This window comes from Litoribacillus peritrichatus, from assembly GCF_039537985.1.
GTDB classification, from domain to species: Bacteria; Pseudomonadota; Gammaproteobacteria; order Pseudomonadales; family Litoribrevibacteraceae; genus Litoribacillus; species Litoribacillus peritrichatus.
This window is the reverse complement of sequence record NZ_BAABBN010000015.1, coordinates 292,958-310,512: the sequence shown is the minus strand read 5'-3', so window position 1 is coordinate 310,512 and position 17,555 is coordinate 292,958. Positions and strand designations below refer to the sequence as shown.

At 49.5% G+C, this 17,555-nt stretch carries 12 protein-coding genes; all 12 read right to left on the bottom strand.

Translation table 11 applies throughout. The features are described 5' to 3' along the window. Nucleotides 1-50: 50 nt before the first annotated feature. A complete protein-coding gene (locus ABD744_RS20810) occupies nt 51-1,442 on the bottom strand; it encodes a TolC family outer membrane protein (protein WP_344800524.1) in 1,392 nt (463 codons plus the stop codon). Next, a complete protein-coding gene (locus ABD744_RS20805; protein ID WP_344800523.1) occupies nt 1,443-2,900 on the bottom strand; it encodes an HlyD family type I secretion periplasmic adaptor subunit in 1,458 nt (485 codons plus the stop codon). Beyond that, nucleotides 2,897-4,702: a type I secretion system permease/ATPase gene (locus ABD744_RS20800; protein ID WP_344800522.1), complete on the bottom strand. Its 1,806-nt coding sequence runs from the start codon at nt 4,700-4,702 to the stop codon at nt 2,897-2,899. The genes ABD744_RS20805 and ABD744_RS20800 overlap by 4 nt, the downstream gene beginning before the upstream one ends. Before the next feature lies 1 nt (nt 4,703). Beyond that, nucleotides 4,704-6,674, bottom strand: coding sequence for a choice-of-anchor tandem repeat GloVer-containing protein (locus tag ABD744_RS20795; RefSeq protein ID WP_344800521.1), 1,971 nt, complete (start codon nt 6,672-6,674; stop codon nt 4,704-4,706). A 116-nt stretch (nt 6,675-6,790) separates the two neighbouring features. Then, nucleotides 6,791-7,441, bottom strand: coding sequence for a heme acquisition protein HasA (locus ABD744_RS20790; protein WP_344800520.1), 651 nt, complete (start codon nt 7,439-7,441; stop codon nt 6,791-6,793). A 90-nt stretch (nt 7,442-7,531) separates the two neighbouring features. After that, complete coding sequence (locus ABD744_RS20785) at nt 7,532-9,424, bottom strand: choice-of-anchor tandem repeat GloVer-containing protein (RefSeq protein ID WP_344800519.1); 1,893 nt, start codon at nt 9,422-9,424, stop codon at nt 7,532-7,534. A gap of 70 nt (nt 9,425-9,494) precedes the next feature. Beyond that, nucleotides 9,495-12,044: a TonB-dependent receptor gene (locus ABD744_RS20780; protein ID WP_344800518.1), complete on the bottom strand. Its 2,550-nt coding sequence runs from the start codon at nt 12,042-12,044 to the stop codon at nt 9,495-9,497. A 221-nt stretch (nt 12,045-12,265) separates the two neighbouring features. Further along, nucleotides 12,266-13,258, bottom strand: coding sequence for a FecR family protein (locus ABD744_RS20775; protein ID WP_344800517.1), 993 nt, complete (start codon nt 13,256-13,258; stop codon nt 12,266-12,268). An 87-nt stretch (nt 13,259-13,345) separates the two neighbouring features. Then, nucleotides 13,346-13,855 carry a sigma-70 family RNA polymerase sigma factor gene (locus tag ABD744_RS20770; protein ID WP_344800516.1) on the bottom strand — a complete coding sequence of 170 codons (510 nt, stop codon included), beginning with the start codon at nt 13,853-13,855 and terminating at the stop codon, nt 13,346-13,348. Between the two features lie 139 nt (nt 13,856-13,994). Beyond that, entirely contained in the window at nt 13,995-14,477 is a 483-nt protein-coding gene (gene greB, locus ABD744_RS20765) for a transcription elongation factor GreB (protein ID WP_344800515.1), read from the bottom strand. Between the two features lie 109 nt (nt 14,478-14,586). Then, a complete protein-coding gene (locus ABD744_RS20760) occupies nt 14,587-15,339 on the bottom strand; it encodes a helix-turn-helix domain-containing protein (RefSeq protein ID WP_344800514.1) in 753 nt (250 codons plus the stop codon). Between the two features lie 144 nt (nt 15,340-15,483). After that, the gene (locus ABD744_RS20755; RefSeq protein WP_344800513.1) at nt 15,484-17,343 is read right to left on the bottom strand and encodes an endo alpha-1,4 polygalactosaminidase; all 1,860 of its coding nucleotides are present in this window, start codon (nt 17,341-17,343) and stop codon (nt 15,484-15,486) included. Nucleotides 17,344-17,555: the final 212 nt, after the last annotated feature.

Sequence of the window (17,555 nt, the reverse complement as noted above, 5' to 3'; positions counted from 1 at the left end):
CCCTGTGTATTAGTTATGACGAACCAATTAAATAAAGGGACAGTGAAAGATTAAATATTTTTACTAACCCGACGAAATTGTTCTGACACCAACACTATGTGTGCATCCTGCAGAACACCGGCTTCCACGTGCAGTGCCAACCAAGCCTGAAGGTAATCGTATTGAGTCCGGGCAAGTTCCCTTCTGGCTTGATACCATTGACGCTCCGCATCCAGTACGTCCTGATTCCCCCGTTCCCCGCCCTGAACGCTCATCCGAGTTGCCGTAACCAGCGCCTCAGAAGAAGACAAAGCAAAACGACGGGCTTTCAGACTGGACACACTGCTGATGCACTTTTGAAGATGCCGCCGGACATTAAGTATTACTTCTTGCCGTTTACTGGCCAGTTCATAACTGACCTGAGACTTGATCGCTTGTGCCTCACGAGCCGCCGAAGAAACCCGCCCGCCTAAATACAAAGGCACCTTCAGCTGAATCCCAACACTTTCTGTGTCATAGCGCTGTTCATAGGTATTTTCAGTATCCGACTCGGTTCTGCGACTGCTGGCGTATAAACTCAGCCGAGGATAGTGTCCGGAGTTTTGTACCGATACCTCATACTCAGCCGCTTTCTCTCTATGGGCCAGCGCCAACAGTTCCGGGTTATGCTGCAGCGCCAGCCTCTGCCAATGCGCGAGTTCAGAGGAATCAAGCGGTAAGCTGGCCTGAAACGAAGTCAGTTCAGGCAAATCAGCCAGGCTTACCGGTAGGTCAATCATCTGCGCTAACGTTCTCAACGCTAAGTCCAACGCATCTTGCGCTTCAATCCATTCCGTTTCAGACAAAAACAGCCGGGATTGCGTTTCCAGCACATCGGTCTGAGTGCCTTCGCCTTGTGCTTTTAGACTTTCGTTTTGGTGCAACAACGCTCGATGTGCCGCCAGCTGCTGTTCTGCTAACACCTGTTGATCGCGGGCCAACATGGCCTGGGTATATGACGTCAACACCTGCAACGCCAACTTCGCAGTTTCTCCCAAGAATTGATCGTCCGCCTCCTGGGCTTGTTGATCGGCTTTTTGATAACCAGACCAGGCCTCGTAATCCAACAAAGGCTGCTGAAACATCAAACTGGCATTATGACTTTGATAATCCCGATCCTCCGTGTATCGATTTGCGCCGGATTGTTGTTCAACCTCCGACCAGTTATAAGCCTGACTGTAATTCAGCGACAAGGTAGGCAACAAACCTCCACGGCCTTGCACCCGTTTTTCCTGAACCGCTAAGTGTTGCTGTTGGGTTGCCAAATACGCCGGATTTTTATGCAGCGCACTTCGGTAAGCCGAGATGAAATCGAGCGCAAATGAGCGTAACGGCCATAGCATCATGCAAGCCGTTACCGCAGCCAGACTCACCCATGACAAACCTCTTCGTTGAGAAAATGCCCTTTGTTTAACACCGTACATCTATTGATCCTCCGCCAATGCCATTGGCAAGCGATCTGTAAATGGCTTAAACAAGTAACTCAACAAGGAACGCTCTCCGTTACGAACGAAAGCCTGAACCGGCATACCGGGCAAAACGGTCAGCCCTTGTAATTCATTCATCGCATCAGCAGACACTTCGATACGAAGGCCGTAATAGAGCTGCTGTGTTTGAGCGTCTTTCAGTCGGTCGGCAGAGATCTGAACCACCTGGCCTGCCACTTTCGGCGTTTGACTGCGGTTAAATGCGGTAAACATCAAGTCGACCGCCTGCCCTTCATAAAGGCTGTCGACTGCCTCCAACGGCAATCTGGCATCCACCAGCAGAGGTTGATTATCCGGCAATATCTCCATTAAAGGCTCAGCCGGACTGATCACCCCGCCTTCGGTGAAGATCTTCAAATCCACCACTCGGCCACTGACAGGCGCAACCATTTGGCTTTGAGCCAACCGCTTATAAGCATCGGTTAAGCGCTCCTTCTGGGTTTCAATCTCCAGACGGATGTCGGCCAGCTGACGGTTTACCTCTTGCTGGTAGTTCGCTTTCCGGTTGGCTGAACGGGCTTGGATTTCAGCCTGTTGTCGCCGAATGCTGCCGATGTCAGCGTCGGTTGAAAGCTGCTCGCCCAACAACTGGGCTTGCATCCCCTGCAGCTCCAATACCCGGTTACGAGGAATGTAATCTTGCTCTGCCAATGCTTTCAAGCCATCAATACGCTGAGTCAGTAATGCATACCTTTGTTGTTGGCTGGTCTGCATCCCTTGCAACCCTTTCAGTCTCGCTTCACCGCTGGCCAGATTTTCAGCCAACCCTAGCAACTCAGTGTTTAAACTCTGGCGACGGCTGTGAAACAAGCGTTGTTGAAGCGCCTGAATGTTATCCATGATCGTAAAGTCAAGCGATGCTAAGTCCAGGTTGGGAACATCGGTCAGACTGTCCGTAATTTGCTGGGGTAAGGCCTCCCACGGAATACGGCTTAAGCCTTCACGCTCAGCAATCAATCTCTGTCGAGCCGCCAATGCCATCACATAATGACTTTGTGCCGACATAGCCTGTGCCTGATAAACCGCGTTGTCCAATTCCACCAGGACCTGGCCTTGCTGTACCTGCTCACCTTCGCTTACCAAGATACGATCGACCACCCCACCACTGGGGTGTTGCACCGCTTTGCGATAACCCGCCACTGTCACCGTGCCTTCGACGACTATCCCCCGATCCAAGGGGGCCAACCCGGCCCACAATACAAATCCGACAAAGCCGATCAATACCAACAACCAACCGATACGTGAATAACGGTGAGCCCCCTGTCGGGCAACCTCTGCGTTCGAATGAATTGAATGGATAGGTTTGATGGTGGCGTCATGGCTCATACCATTCTGGTGGGCCTTAGGATTCTGGTGGGCCATACGATTCTGGTAGGCCAAGCTGCTCTGCGTCATACTGCGGCTCCGGACTGGCTTGAACCAAAACTGTAAGACACCCGACTGTTTACGCCATTGGCAGATACTTCCGGGGAACGAGCAAACGATTGCGTGTCAGGCGCAGGCTTCTTCAGCGGCGTTTGGCCGTTTAATGCAGCCAATACAGTGGAAGTTGGGCCAAAGGTTTGAAGCGAACCGGATTTCAGCGCCAACACTTTATCCGTCAGTGCCAAAACCCCCAGTTTGTGAGTAATCAAAACAACCGTCTGACCGGCTTCTTTCATTTGCTTAATGGCTTCGGCTAAGGCTTTTTCACCGTGTTCATCCAGGTTCGCATTGGGTTCATCCAACACCATCAACGCTGGTTGACCGTAGAGAGCTCTGGCCAAACCAATGCGCTGTTTCTGGCCTCCAGATAAACCCATCCCGCCATCGGCCAGCTCGGTATCATAGCCCTTTGGTAGCGACAGTATCAGCTCGTGAACGCCCGCCTGTCTCGCAGCAGCAAAGACCTGTTCAGGGTCGACTGCACCAAACCGGGCTATGTTGTCGGTGATGGAGCCTGCAAACAAAGCCACATCTTGCGGCAAGTAGCCAATGTGAGGTCCCAGAGATTCCTTATCCCAGTTCTGAAGATCCGCGCCGTCCAGCCGAACTTTGCCTAATCTCGGTTTCCAGACTCCAACCAAAGCTTTAGCCAAAGAGGACTTTCCTGAACCAGAAGCCCCTACCACAGCCAGCGTCTCTCCGGCCTCCAAAGAAAACGTCAGGTTCATTAAACACGGTTGTTTAGCCCCCGGAGCAACCACACTCAGGCTTTCCAATAACAGGTGCCCTTCCGGTTTGGCCAGCGGCAGGCCAACCGGTTTGACCGGGTAAGCCGTTAACAAAGTATTTAAGCGATCTCGGGCTATCTGTACGTTGGTCCACTGTCGCCAAGCACCGATCAACTGTTCCACCGGCGCCAGCATACGGCCAACCAGAATGGAACCTGCCACCATCATCCCGGCACTGATCTCCCCCTGAACGGCCAGATAAGCGCCCAATCCCAGCATCAAAGATTGCAGTGCTGTTCGCGAGGTTTTGGTCATTGCATTAATCAACGCACTGCGCTCGCTGGCCAAGCATTGTTGTGCCAGTGATTGACGATGCAACAACAACCAACGTTGCCTAAGCCGAGACAACAGCCCCATGGCTTCAATGACATCGGCATTGCGCAGTTGGGCGGTTGCCATTTGATTCGACTTAGACGCCCACTGACTGGACGCCTCCAACGGTCGTTTTGACCAACGTTCATTAATCAAGGCCAACACCAGTAATATCACGGCCCCTGCCAACGCCAAAGCCCCCAACCAAGGGTGAAACAAAAACAGCACCAGCAAATAAACCGGAAACCAGGGCGCATCAAAAAACGCAAATAACGCGCTGCCAGTCATGAACTGACGAACTTGAGATAAATCCTGAGCGGCCTGAAACGTGCCGGATTGTGCGCCACTCAACTGATGCTCAAAACTTGCGTCGTAAACGCGTTGATTAAGGGCTTCATCCAGTTGATCACCAATACGAATCACCAACAAACTGCGCACCCATTCAAGCGCGCCCATCAAGCCATATAAACCCAGAGCAAGACCGGTCAACATCAATAAGGTGAATTGATTGCCTGATGCCAATACCCGGTCATACACCTGCAGCATATAAATCGCAGGCACCAGCATTAAGATATTAATCACAGCGCTGAACGCCCCGACACTGCGAAAGGCATTTTTATGGAGGGCTAAAGCTTGGCGAATCTCACTTTGATCGGTGGCAACTTGTTTCATTTCAGCCCTCGTTTCTCTTCAAAACCAAGACCAAAGATTTCACCCCACCCAACAGTAAAAGCAATACGAATGAGATCCAACTCAAACTGCCACCGCCGTTACCATAATCAACCTTGTTACCCACCGAGATCACATCATCCTCTTCGACTCGTAAGGTAATCAGATCACTGGTTTGCCCCCCTTTCAGGTCATCATCACAGGTTAAAATATAAAAGTAGGTGCCCGGTTCTGGGGAGACATCAATACTGCCGGCGGTGGCCCGATTACCGCTCCAGCCATCACTTTCTGCACCACCACTGGCAATGCAGTTTGAAGCACTGTTGCTGGACCAGGTTACTTCAACGTTTTCACCTTTTGCTGCCACCCCCGGCGTCACGGTGACAGAAACACTGGCACCCGGAGCGTCGCCTTGAAGATCCACCTCAAAAATGGTTCCCTTGATATCATTCTGCCAAACGATGCCGTTACTTGAGGTATAACCACGGCCTCCATAGACGGTAGAACCATACAAACGCCCATTTGAAGCAGCCAACACGCCGGTAGGTAGCTTGCCATCACTGTCGTCATCAATGCCGCCTTTAAACGAATGCAAGTATTCAAAGCCGCTATTTAATACTGAGCCATCGTTTGCCAGTTCGATTTCAGGCAAGCGTATCCGGTAGAGAGTGCCATCGTACGTTAACGCTTCAGGGTCATTAGGATAAGTCTTAGTTTCACGATAAGACTCAGGTTCGTTTTTATACAAACCGCCACTCATGGTAGTGCCATATAAATACCCATCATCGGCTATGGTTAAGTATCCTCTGGGCTGGCTGCCCTCTTCACCGTTGAATTCATGAATGATTGTAAAGTCACTGCCATCAGCGGCCATCCGGTACACGGCACCATGGGTCATAGGGCCATCGTAATGAGGGTACGGACCAACCATCGCAGACTCACCTGAGCTTAAATAAGGGAAATATTTGCCACTACACAAAGGAGCATCTCTAATCGCTATATCACCACCGTTATAGACACCTGCAGTCCAACAAGTACCTATTGAAGTAGTGCCATAAAAATAACCGTCTGGCGCTTCAATCAAGTGCGCCATTAAAAAACCTTTCAAGGGCAAATAAACCGGCTTCGGCCCATAGGAACGACGTGATAAATCAAACCAGGGAATCTCACCTTCCGCCAAGATAAAGGTGTGTAAAATTTCAAAACTTTGTGGATCACCCGGATTAATGCGATACAGGGTACCCACCGGGGTATCCACTTCGGTCGGTGTGTCCTCTAGGTAAGGGGTACCCCGTCGGTAAGCCGTGACACCGTATAGCCAACCGTTGTTCGCCAAAATCATGCCATTGGGGAACTGCATCTGACCGCTCGGCCCGGCAGAAAACGTGTGTAAAACAGAAAAGGCACCGTCTTTGGTAATTTTAAAAATCCGGCCGTTATTCTCCGGCCCTCGATCCAGGCCATAAAGATTATCGTCATCATCAAGTTGCACTACACCCGTCGGATACGCTACAGCCCCGACGCTGGAAGCAATGACCTCCCCCCCTGTACCATCAGATTCCATTCGAAACACAGCGCCAGCACTTAGTTCGGTATCACGTTGGCCCACATACGCGCTACCATAATAGTGCCCCGTCACTGAACTCTTCACCAACAGGCCAGGGTGAGACACCATGCCTTGTTCTTTGTACAAACTATCATCCACCAAATAATGGGATGGTGTTGGCGGTAGAGAATAAACATCCCCATACGAGTGGGTCATACCAATAAGGCGACCATTTTCGTTAAGTATTGGCGGAGTAGCGGGATTACTGGCTTGTGGCCAACCTTTCAGATCAATATCAGGGCCCGAGCCATGAAACGAGGTCAGATAATTCACCTTTACGTCGTCTGCCGCCTCAACAGCCACAGAAAACAAAACACAAACAGCAAACACGCAACGAAACAGCTGGCGCATCGGAAAATGAAAACTCATGGTATGTCTCAATCTATTGATCTCTCAAACGAATTAAAATAAGGTGCATCACTGGGCAGCGATGCACCTGAGTCATTCAAAGCGCGGAAGTGGGATGCGCTTTGGATGACAACACTTTAAGCGGCAAAGGCCAGTTCAGTGTCCGAAACATCAGAGACGCCCATCAATTCAGCCAACTGATTGACTTCGGTGTAACCGTTTTCATCAAGTATGCGAACTAATTCTGTATGATCCCCATCCTTAAGCGAGTTGATCAGGTTATGGGTGTCATTTTCACCGGTCTTACGGCCGATCACATCACCATTTGCATCGAGTCCACCGTTCAGGCCAATGGTATCTAAGCCATCGATACTGACCAGATCTTCGGTAAAGCTGTACTCACCCGTCGTTGCATCCTGCACCAAACCACTACCGAAAGTAATGGATTCGATTTCTCCGTACATGGTGTGTGACGGGCCGGAGAAGAAGGTGTAATTGAGGTAGCTGCCATCAGCGGCCTCCACAATAAAACCAAGATCCAGCTCCGCACTCTTACTTTCCAACACATATTGAGTACCAGAAAACGGCCCTAGAATGTTGCCCCAGAAGCCGGTATCAACGACTGGATTGGCATCTTCTTCGCCTGCAAACGCACCCGGGTTTTCACTGTGGTCTGCGATTTGAAAATGCGCATTAAAACTAGGAAAAAATGAATCCAAATCATTCCAACCATTTGTAATGTCTGAGTAATTTCCAAAAGTTGCGCCTGTAGTGACTGTAATAGCCATAGTTATTTTTCCTTTTTTATTGAATTGAAGGCAGCTCTTATGAACTGCCGGGGTTTACTCCGGAAACTCCGGAAATCTGAATCATGCAATTCAAGGTTTGAACGAATTTTTGCGACGACGGGCGAACATACCGCCTAGGCTAAGCAAACCAAGCAGCCACCAGTTCATCGAACCACCGCCTGAAGAACCGCCAGAACGTTTCTTGCCGCCATCTCCGGCGGCATTGCCTTGATCTTCAGCCACCTCTAGTTGAACACTGGCGGTGACGTCTGAACCGTGGACGTCCTGACAATTCAGGGTAAAAGTAAGTTGTCCTGCATCTTCAGGCGTCAGTGTTTCTGTGCCTTCGACGGCCTTTTCATCCTGCCAATCACCAGTTGCATTACAGGTTTGAAGGTATTGACTCTGCCAAGTCAAAGTCACGGTTTCGCCCAAGGTAATTTGTGCTTGATCAGAGGCAAGGGTCAGGCTGCCCGGAATCGCCACAGCGACGGAATACACGGCACCCAGGCCATCCACGTCATTGGGGTTAATGGCGTCACCTTCGGAACCACCACGAGCGGTAGCACCAAATAACGTATGAATGCCATCAACGGATGGGCCAGACACCAGCCCCACAGGCCATGCCCCACCTTGTTCGACATTAAATTGGTGTTGCTGCTGATAAGCATCGTCTTCACGGTCGTCCTGTGAACCTATGACAATGCGATAAATTGTGCCCGCACGAGCGGTGCCGTCATTGGCAAAACCGGTGCGGGTGGTGCCATAAATGTTGCCATCTTCGGCCATTACCAGAGGCCCATAGGGCTCGGCTCCGTCTGCATCCGCCTCTACTCCATTACCGCTACCGAACTCGTGTAAGAGCATGAAAGACGCAGGATCGCCTTTTTTTATTCGCCAAACCGCTTTTTCCGACGTTCCGTACAACCAATCCCCTGCTTCAATTAACGCATGCTGAGTATCCACTTCTGCAAGCACAGCACCTTCTGCGTTTCTGGCAAAGGTATGCAATACTTCAACCGGGCTGGAACCGTCGGCTGTAAAGTCTGCCGCGTTGACTCTGAATAATGTGCCTGCTGCTTCATCTCCGTCCGGCACCTCCGTAGGGTCACCTGCACCAGCTGAATTGATCTGAACTGCCAACCCATAAACTGCCTGATCCTGCTCACTGAATACCACAGCCGCCGGGTGTTGACCTTTCAGATAAATCGCCGAGCTACCCGCACCCTGAACGTATTCTTCATTAGAGAAATCCACCAGCTGCTCAAGGGCGCCTGCCGCTGTACGACGAAACAGCGACATACCAATACGACCTGAACCTCCGCCAAAGTAGATATTATTGGTTTCGTCCACAGCAAGTAGGCCACGAGGTTTAAAAGCGTCACCATAATCGGCGTCGGTATTTTCATCCGGAAAGGCATTGGTTAAACCATCTGCGTCAGTCCACTGAAACAACATTCCGGTATCATGAGTAGGGATAGGGAGAGGAAAAGGCAAAGTAAGCGGGTTGGCGCCACCAAACACCGCCCCGGCATCATCCACCACTAAGCCGGTATGAAAGCCGCCCACAACATTAAGGCTGTTAGAAGTCGACTCGTAATCACTGTTTTCAGCCCCAGGCGTAAAACGATACTGAGTACTAAATGCCCCCATTAAGCCCCCTGATGGGGTCACCCCATACAGCTTGCCATCAACCGGGTTGTAAACAGGTGGCGTATGAGGCTTGGCGCCCACCAATTCACCATCGTTGCCCGTGGCCTGTTCCAAACTGAATGTGTGCAAAACGTCCGGCGTTAAATTCGCAAATACCGAGCCACTGGCCAACATAATGGCCAAACCCAGTGAAAGTCGGCCCGAGCGTTGACCAAAGCTACGAGTAGGACCAAAATTACGAGAAGAACCAAAATTACGGGTAGGATCAAAATTACGGGTAGGATCAAAATTACGGGTAGGATCAAAATTACGGGTAGCAAGTTGATTCATTATTATTTCCTTATGTCAGTGCTAAATTAAGTGCTCTGTGCGTTGTAAATTGTTTGAACAAACGGATTGATTAAAATGTCAGCGTTGCGGTACCAGTGGCGGTTCGGCCTGGCGCAATCCAATAAGACAGACCGTTGAGTTCGGCGTAATTCCGATCCGTAAAGTTATCCACAGCCAGGTTGAAGGTTAACCACGAAGCGGCTTTGTAATTGGCCCAGGCGTCGTATATCTGCCAATCGACTGCATCTTGATAACTGCCGCCGCCTCGGCCGTCGTTGTCCTCCATTCGGACTCGAAGCCCAAACGTAAGTGCTTTGTCCATAAAATAAACGCCACCGGACAAAGCCGCTTTTTTAATGGGAGGAAGAACGTACAACACCCCACCACCATTGGCGTCTCCATGATTTGTGGCCGGAAACCCAACCAGACTGCCCAGAGGAAAAGGGTCGTAACCGCCCTGGCCTAAATCGCTGTGGGTACGCGTCCAGCTGAATTCACCAAAGAACACATCGCTGTCGTATTCGGCTTGAATTTCAACCCCGTAAAAACGAACGTCGTCGTCTAAATTCACAAAAGCATTGGACACAGAGTTCTTCTCAACCGCCCCCGGCCCCATGATCGAAGCCTGCGTAATGAAGTGTTCGATACGATTATCAAACCATGCCGCTTTCACATTAAAACGGTCACCAGCGGTGAAGACCTGCTTCGAACGGATGTTGGCACCCACTTCAAAGTTGAATGAACGCTCGGCTTCTAACCCCGGATTAGGAAAGAAAGGAAAGCTGCCACCCACATGCTCGCCCCACATGAGCGTTTCGGTAATGGACGGCGGTCGGACACCCAACCCGTAACTGGAAAATACCTGAAGACTGTCGTTGAGCTGATAAGCCGCCGTCAGCGTCGGAGAAAAATACCCTTTGTGGCGAGAGACACTGAAAGCACTGCGAAGCTCAGTCTCCCGAGGCGTAACCCCAGGGGGGTTGGGCACTGAGCCGACTTTCATTTCACCTTCGCCTTCCAGCGTGAAGTAGTCATAACGCAAGCCTGCAATAAGATCGAGACCACTGGCGTGTGAAAACTCCACCTGTGCAAACACGCTGGTTAACCAGCGATCACCTTCAGGGGTTGGCCCGGAAAACCACTCTTCCCGACCATTACCTGCTGTTTCCTTTTCACTTTCAGGCCGGGTCCAGTCGTAAAAGAATTCTGTACCGTAGGTGAAGTTGATCACCGCCTGCTGTTCCGGTAAATCCACTATTGAATGATTTTGTAACGAACCGCCCAAAGTATTGGTTTCATACAAGATGGTAAACTCACCATAAGGGTCAGCTGGGTTTTGAGATTCCGGACGGAACTGATCATTTTGCGTTCGGGTGTAATACACACTGGCTTTCAGGTCGATCAAATCATTCAACGGCTGCCATTGGTAATTGGTCAGAAAAGTGTCGGTTGTTACTGTATTCTCACTGGTCGCGTTTTCACCACCGGTTTGCTCTTGATTATCAGCCACCGCCGTTCTGCTGCCTTCCTCAAACTCACTCTTGAAACCGATGTAGCTGAACTTAATTTTATGGTCGTCCGCAAAAGACCAACTCCCTTTCAGCAAACCAGACCACTGATCCTGACCGGTAAACTGGCTGCGACCGGTCCAGTAAGAATCAAGCTCCGTATTTTCCCTTTCAGCATTGCCGCCTTTATCACCTTTTTCGAAAGCACCTATGTGTTTACGTCCGATAGCCGCCACGATTTCAACGTTGTCGGACAGTTTGGCCGCAGCCGCCAAATTCCCGGAGAAGTGATAAGCATTGGAACCGGTAGTGAGTTTTAGTCGCCCCCCTTGAGAAGCCCCTTCGGCCATTAAATCATCAAACTCCAATGTTCGAAAGTTCACCACCCCGCCAATGACAGCGGCACCGCCCACACCAGAAGAAGGCCCTTTGGAAACATCCACTCCGGCCAATAATTCCGGGTCCATATAAACCGAACCATTGGAACCGTGGCCACTTTTTTGAAAGTTCTGACGGGTTCCGTCGATCATCGTATTCACCCGGCCAAAGTCCTGAAGGCCTCGGATGTTGATGGAAACACCAGGGTCCTGACGACTTTGAGAGGTATACACGCCGGACGTACTTGCCAACACATCAGAGGTGTTCCTTGCCGGCATACGGGCCATTTGTTCGCGACTCACCGTACTGACGGAAGCAGGCGTTGCATACACTTCGTCCTGTTCGGCTTTGCCATAGACCTTCAACAAGTCCAGAGTCACAATCGAACCATCATTTTGAGCAACGCCCGATAACAATGACTCAATCGCGTAGTGATCCACACCTTTACGTTGAGCGATCAAACCACTGCCACTGAGCAACACCGCAAACCCTTCCGATACCTTGTACTCTCCCTTCAGGCCAATGGTGGTTTTGCCCTGAGCAATGGCCGGATCAAAATACATCACCAACTTCGCAGTCAGCGCAAACCGGTTTAAAGCCGGAGCCAATTCACCTGCCGGAATATCAAATTGATAACGAGGGACACCCCGCTGACCTGTGTCTTCCCCAAATGCCATCCCCACCCAACTCAGTGCCAAGCCCAACATAACCAAAGGCTTCAATACTCGAAACATTAATAATTCTCATTTCTATTTGATTGATTTATAAATAATGACGAGCAAGTTGAAAAAAGGGACAGCGAAAATAAAAAAACTTTCTGATAAAGAGAGACAAATACTGAGAAGGACGAACAAAAGCAGTAAAAAGGAAGGAAAGAAAACAACCCGTCAGGCAACTTAAAGCCTGCCTCGGTACAGGGATCGAAGCATACAGGCTTAATATGGAAAGTTTGAGGCTACTTATTTTTTCGAATCACCGTCAGATAGCGCGTGTAACGGTCCACCTGAATCGGTAAATTTTCACTCAGCAAGGCCAACGCCTGATCGGTGTCATCCAGAGAAAAAACACCCGAAACCTGCAAGCCACTCAAAGCACCTGCATTGTAGTGCAGCACCCCGGGTCGATAACGAGCCACTTCCGCCAACACTTTTTCCAAGGGCCAGTTATCAACGACCAGCCGGCCCTGTTTCCAGGCGGTCAACCCAAGCGTTTCTGCGGCTTTCGGGCCATCCACCCGATCTTTCTGCACCGTCGTTAGCTGACCTTGCTGAGTTGTCACACAAAAAGGAGACAAGGCATCCAATCGCTCTGGCTGGCCATGGCATACCTCAACTTGCGATTCAGTCACCAACACGGCCATAGCATCTCCCGTCTCCCGAACGCTGTATTGCGTTCCCAATGCTCTTGCTGTGCCTGTGTCGGTTTCCACAACGAATGGCCGGTTCGGGTCTTTGGATACGTCCACCCACAACTCCCCTTTTTGAAGCACCAAGCGACGCGTTTCTGCATCAAACTGCACCTCAACCGCACTGTTGGTATTAAGCACCAACTGGCTGCCATCACTTAATGATATGGTTTGTCGCTCACCAACAGCGGTCACGTAGTCCGCTGATAAATGCGTGAACATTCCGGACTGCAAGCCAATGAAGTAAGCCGCGACCAATGAAAAGCCCAACACCAGGTTTGGTGTTCGCAACCTGTTGCGGCTCTTCTCTTCACTCAGGACTTTATTGAGTACGGAACCGGCCGGTTCTCGTAAATCTGGCGTCATAAGGTCAAACCGAGACCACAGAGCATCCAGCTGTTGATAAGCGCTTTGATGATCTGGATGCGCATCATGCCAACGCTCAAAATCTGAACGCTCTTGCTCGGTCACCTCCCCCGAATGGAGAGTTGAATGCCATTGCGCTGCCTGCTCAATCGTTTCGCGACTGGGAGCTGACGTCATTCGAGATGCGGGGTTCGAGCCGGATCGTTTCATAAAACCAACAAATTAATTTAACCAATTCATTCAAGCGGTTAAGCATTTAACAGATCAGGCATTAAACAGATCAAAACAATGCAGCATGGCCTGAGCGACGTATTTTTTAATCATGCTGACGGAAACGCCCAGCCGATCAGAAATTTCACTGTAGGTCAGGCCTTCGAGACGGCTCATTAAAAATGCCTGGCGCGGTTTCTCCGGCAGACCATCTAAAAGATTGGCGACTTCCACCAGCAACTCAACCACTTCAACCAAGTCCTGCGAAGACGGGGCCAGTGCCGACTCTCCATGCAGTGCGGCCCAGTTTTCCAGATAAGATTGCTCAATTTTTTTACGGCGCGCGTTATCAATGATCAAGCGACCCGCAACAGTAGTTAAATAGGCTCTGGGTTCTTTGATGGTACTTAGACTGGGCGCAGAGGTGAGCACACGAATGAAGGTATCCTGTGCCATGTCGGCGGCGTGATGAGAGCATCCCAGTTTTTTACACAACCACCCTTTCAGCCAATCATTATGCTCGCAATACAAGACATTAATGGCTTCATTCTGTTTTGTCATCATCCGCGTAATCCCTGGCTGTACAATAACAATCAGCCAGACATGAAACGCCGAGGTTTACGCCAGACCAATAAGAATGATTGTCATTATCATTAAAACCGAGCGTTTTGCAAGATAATACGTTAATTATCTAACCACACGCTCAATTTTTATCAGACGGATAAGTAATGGACACCACCGACCAATAACGCTCGCCCTCAGGCGAACGAACCATCACCTCATCGTCCACTTCCTTACCGATCAAGGCTCTGGCCATTGGCGTATCCACCGAGATGTAATCCATTCGTTCAAAAATTTCATCGTAGCCGGCAATGCGGAACTTTTTACGTTCACCCTCTTCGTCTTCCACTTCTACCCAGGCACCAAAATACACTTTGCCTTCTTGTTGTGGCGAGTAATCAACGACTTTGAGGTTTTCAATCTGCTTACTTAAATACCGAACACGGCGATCAATCGAACGTAACTTGCGCTTGTTTTCCTGATAATCTGCGTTCTCAGAGCGATCTCCCAAACCGGCAGCCCAGGTGACTTTCTCGGTAATTTCAGGACGCTCCACCCGCCATAGGTAATCCAGCTCCTGCTTTAATTTTAAATAACCTTCGCGGGTGATGATGGCAGTTCGCATAACTAAAGAGCCTCAATATTCAACAAAATTGCGCATAAAATGCGAATAGTAGCGCTTAAAATCAGCGCAACTCAAGTGCTGAACAATAACGCAAACGCTAAAAAACCACTTAAAATCGACGTGTATCCGGGCGGTTACGTTTCTTTTCGAAAAATTCCGGTTCCCAATGCCTGATTGCAATCAACATACTGGAGCCAAATCGCTCCTCAATCGGCAGTTCTTCATCAATCGAATGCCGTTCATTAAACTCATCCACCAGCCGAATGATTTTTTCCTGAAGCAGTCGATTCGAAGAACGGGATATCATGCCATTGACAAAAACCCGCTTCTCACCCGGCTGGTTAAATCGGCTTTGTAAAAACTCGGCCTGCATTCTCTGTTCAAAAAAGCGCTGAATCGGGCCATATTTAATCCAATTGAAGTTACGATCGACAATCAGTTTGATCCGATTTCCGGGCTGAAGCTCAATCAATTTCAGCCGATCCAGCTGCGCCAGATGTTGAATCAACTCATGGTCGGTAAATTGATACACCGCCTGTATAGTTTCAAAATCCCAGCGATTCAACACGCTGTTGGCGACGATGAACAAACCTTCATTCGCCACCAGCTGTTTTTCCTGATCTTCGGTTAACTGTGAAATCCGATGCTGTTGTTTTTTCACTTCGGAAAACAAATCGCTTAACTCCAACTCCATCAGCCCACAAATTGCGTCCAGCCGATCCAGCGAAAAACTGCCTTCGGAAAAAATGCGTTTCACACTGGCTTCACTCAAACCAATGGCATCCGCCACGTCCTTGTAGTTTAACCCTTGCTGTTTTAATAAGCGCTTCAGTGTTTTTACAACCAACTGAACCTGAGCCATAGTTACCTTCCATGATACGTCTGAATTTATGCTGAGTATGACTTAAACTTTAAGACCCTGAATAGTTCCAAAACTGCCCTGTCTGTTATTTAAAGTACTACCTCAGATTTTGCGATAGCTTACCCAATTACAATTCAAAAAACGTTAACGGGTGGCCCAAATACAGCCATTACTGTCGTTTGGATACACGTCATTCAGGTACGTTAAAATTTGATTGTCGGAAGCAAGCCCTTGATCAAAAGCAATCCGGTCAAGGTAGGTGTCCGTCGTTTCCAGGGAAACCACCAGTTGATCACCCACTGCGTCAGACACTTTTATCCATTGCCATAAAGCACTGTATTCAAACTCATGCGGAACATCATTGATGGTAAAACGGTTTTGATATTGTGGATTATCCGTACAGACTCTTAACCAAGCCGTGCTCATATCGGCAGGTACTTGAGCAATTAAGTGGTAGTTTTTACGTGGTCGCCGCTCATCCAGATTTCGCCAGGTCACAACCACGCCTTCGTTGTCCTGTTCGTCATTGCCGTCCAAGCCATTGCCGACGTTCTGATCTTCAGCCTCCACTACCACTGGCTCGATGACGGGGTCAAAGCCTCCGTTTTCGTCCTTGGAAGCCCAGGCACAGTAAGTTGGGGAGTGGAGTACGTTCAACTCCGTTTCTGAAATAAGAGAGTCTGTGTAACCGATCCGGTCAAGATAAGTATTGGTGGTATCAAATGCCACCGTCAATGTCTCCGAGGCAGATACTTTTAGCCACTGCCAGGAGTCGCTGTAAGGAAAAGACAATTCAACGCCATTAACCGTATATTGGTTGTGGCTTCGGTTCGGGTTATCGGTGCAAACCCGCAACCAGACTTGTTCCACCCCTGCCGGAATGTCCGCGCTTAACGTGTAATCTTCAACACCCGAGGTTCGTTCTGTTTTGTCGTCCCAGGAAACCACCACCACTTCATCATATTGAACGTCCGAATTATCCAAAGCGTTGCCCACCAACTGAGCTTCTGCCTGTACGATCTGTGGTGGCGCAGGCGGCACACCGCCCAAGCCGTGTTCATTATAGTGACGATAAGACGTCGCTTGATGACTGCTCAGATATTCCGACTCACAAATCAGAGAAATCAAATCCGACTTTTCTCCGTATTGGCTGATCACCTCTTTACTGTATAAACCGGTGCAGTCATCTTCATGGTAATGGTTGATCAATACCAGCTTCTCTTCATTCAGAAAATCAATCAGGTCCTGCTTGGGCCACCAGTGGTTTCCAATGACGCCGTCATCGTCCCGTTCGTTGCCATAACTCTCAAACGTTACCCCATCCATATGCTGGCCAAATACTCCTCGGGTATTTTTAGACATACACAGCATGCCCTGACCGCGAGTGTGTTCACACAAGGCTTCCATATAAAGATAGCCCTGCACCGGATCGGCGATATAACCGTAAGTGCTGGCGTAGTCCTCGTCTTCCATCCAATCCATGTTGTCGTATTCAACCCAATCACAACCGAACGCAGCGAGCCGATCAATCCGTTGTTTCATAATCGGGAGCGCACCGTCCAGGTCTTTGATGAAGTATTCACCGGCCCATTCACCCCACTGTTTGGTCACGCTAAAAGGTTGCAGTTGGGCAAAGTCTTCCCGCCAATTCTCGGCGGTGCCTACGCTGATATAACAACCCACTTCGTTACGAACACCTTTAATGTCCCATTGAGCTTTGATGGCTGAAACCTGATTGGCCATCTCCGCTTGGCTGCCTTCCAGTTCAAAGGGGTCAATCAATACATAACAACCAGCGGCGTTATCGACGATGTACTGATAACTGTCGTTGTGCCAGTTCTCTTGGTAAGCATGATTGTAAGCACACCGGGAAGCATTCGCGTATTCGCCGTCCTGAGGTGACATAATGGTTTCAACCGCATGAGCCTTGAAGACAAACATCATCAGCAAAACCATCCAACGGTTCAGTAACCACTTATTTAAGGGAATCATTAAGATCTTCATCACGTCACTCCTTTTGACTTTTTTAAAGCATATAAACGGCCGACCATGAAATCGTTTGACGACATCACCTTTTCGCGCATGGATTAATTTTACACCAGATAAATTGAGGCCCTGTTCACAGGAAAATCAGCCACAGCCAGCAATCCATTGATTCCGTTGAATTACTGAACCAAACACAGCTCAGGCTGACACCTCAAAGAGCCGCCGGAGCA

Coding starts and splice junctions, on each gene's coding strand:
- ABD744_RS20810 (WP_344800524.1), bottom strand. CDS start 1,442: ATGTACGGTGTTAAACAAAGGGCATTTTCTCAACGAAGAGGTTTGTCA.
- ABD744_RS20805 (WP_344800523.1), bottom strand. CDS start 2,900: ATGACGCAGAGCAGCTTGGCCTACCAGAATCGTATGGCCCACCAGAAT.
- ABD744_RS20800 (WP_344800522.1), bottom strand. CDS start 4,702: ATGAAACAAGTTGCCACCGATCAAAGTGAGATTCGCCAAGCTTTAGCC.
- ABD744_RS20795 (WP_344800521.1), bottom strand. CDS start 6,674: ATGAGTTTTCATTTTCCGATGCGCCAGCTGTTTCGTTGCGTGTTTGCT.
- ABD744_RS20790 (WP_344800520.1), bottom strand. CDS start 7,441: ATGGCTATTACAGTCACTACAGGCGCAACTTTTGGAAATTACTCAGAC.
- ABD744_RS20785 (WP_344800519.1), bottom strand. CDS start 9,424: ATGAATCAACTTGCTACCCGTAATTTTGATCCTACCCGTAATTTTGAT.
- ABD744_RS20780 (WP_344800518.1), bottom strand. CDS start 12,044: ATGTTTCGAGTATTGAAGCCTTTGGTTATGTTGGGCTTGGCACTGAGT.
- ABD744_RS20775 (WP_344800517.1), bottom strand. CDS start 13,258: ATGACGTCAGCTCCCAGTCGCGAAACGATTGAGCAGGCAGCGCAATGG.
- ABD744_RS20770 (WP_344800516.1), bottom strand. CDS start 13,855: ATGATGACAAAACAGAATGAAGCCATTAATGTCTTGTATTGCGAGCAT.
- greB (WP_344800515.1), bottom strand. CDS start 14,477: ATGCGAACTGCCATCATCACCCGCGAAGGTTATTTAAAATTAAAGCAG.
- ABD744_RS20760 (WP_344800514.1), bottom strand. CDS start 15,339: ATGGCTCAGGTTCAGTTGGTTGTAAAAACACTGAAGCGCTTATTAAAA.
- ABD744_RS20755 (WP_344800513.1), bottom strand. CDS start 17,343: ATGAAGATCTTAATGATTCCCTTAAATAAGTGGTTACTGAACCGTTGG.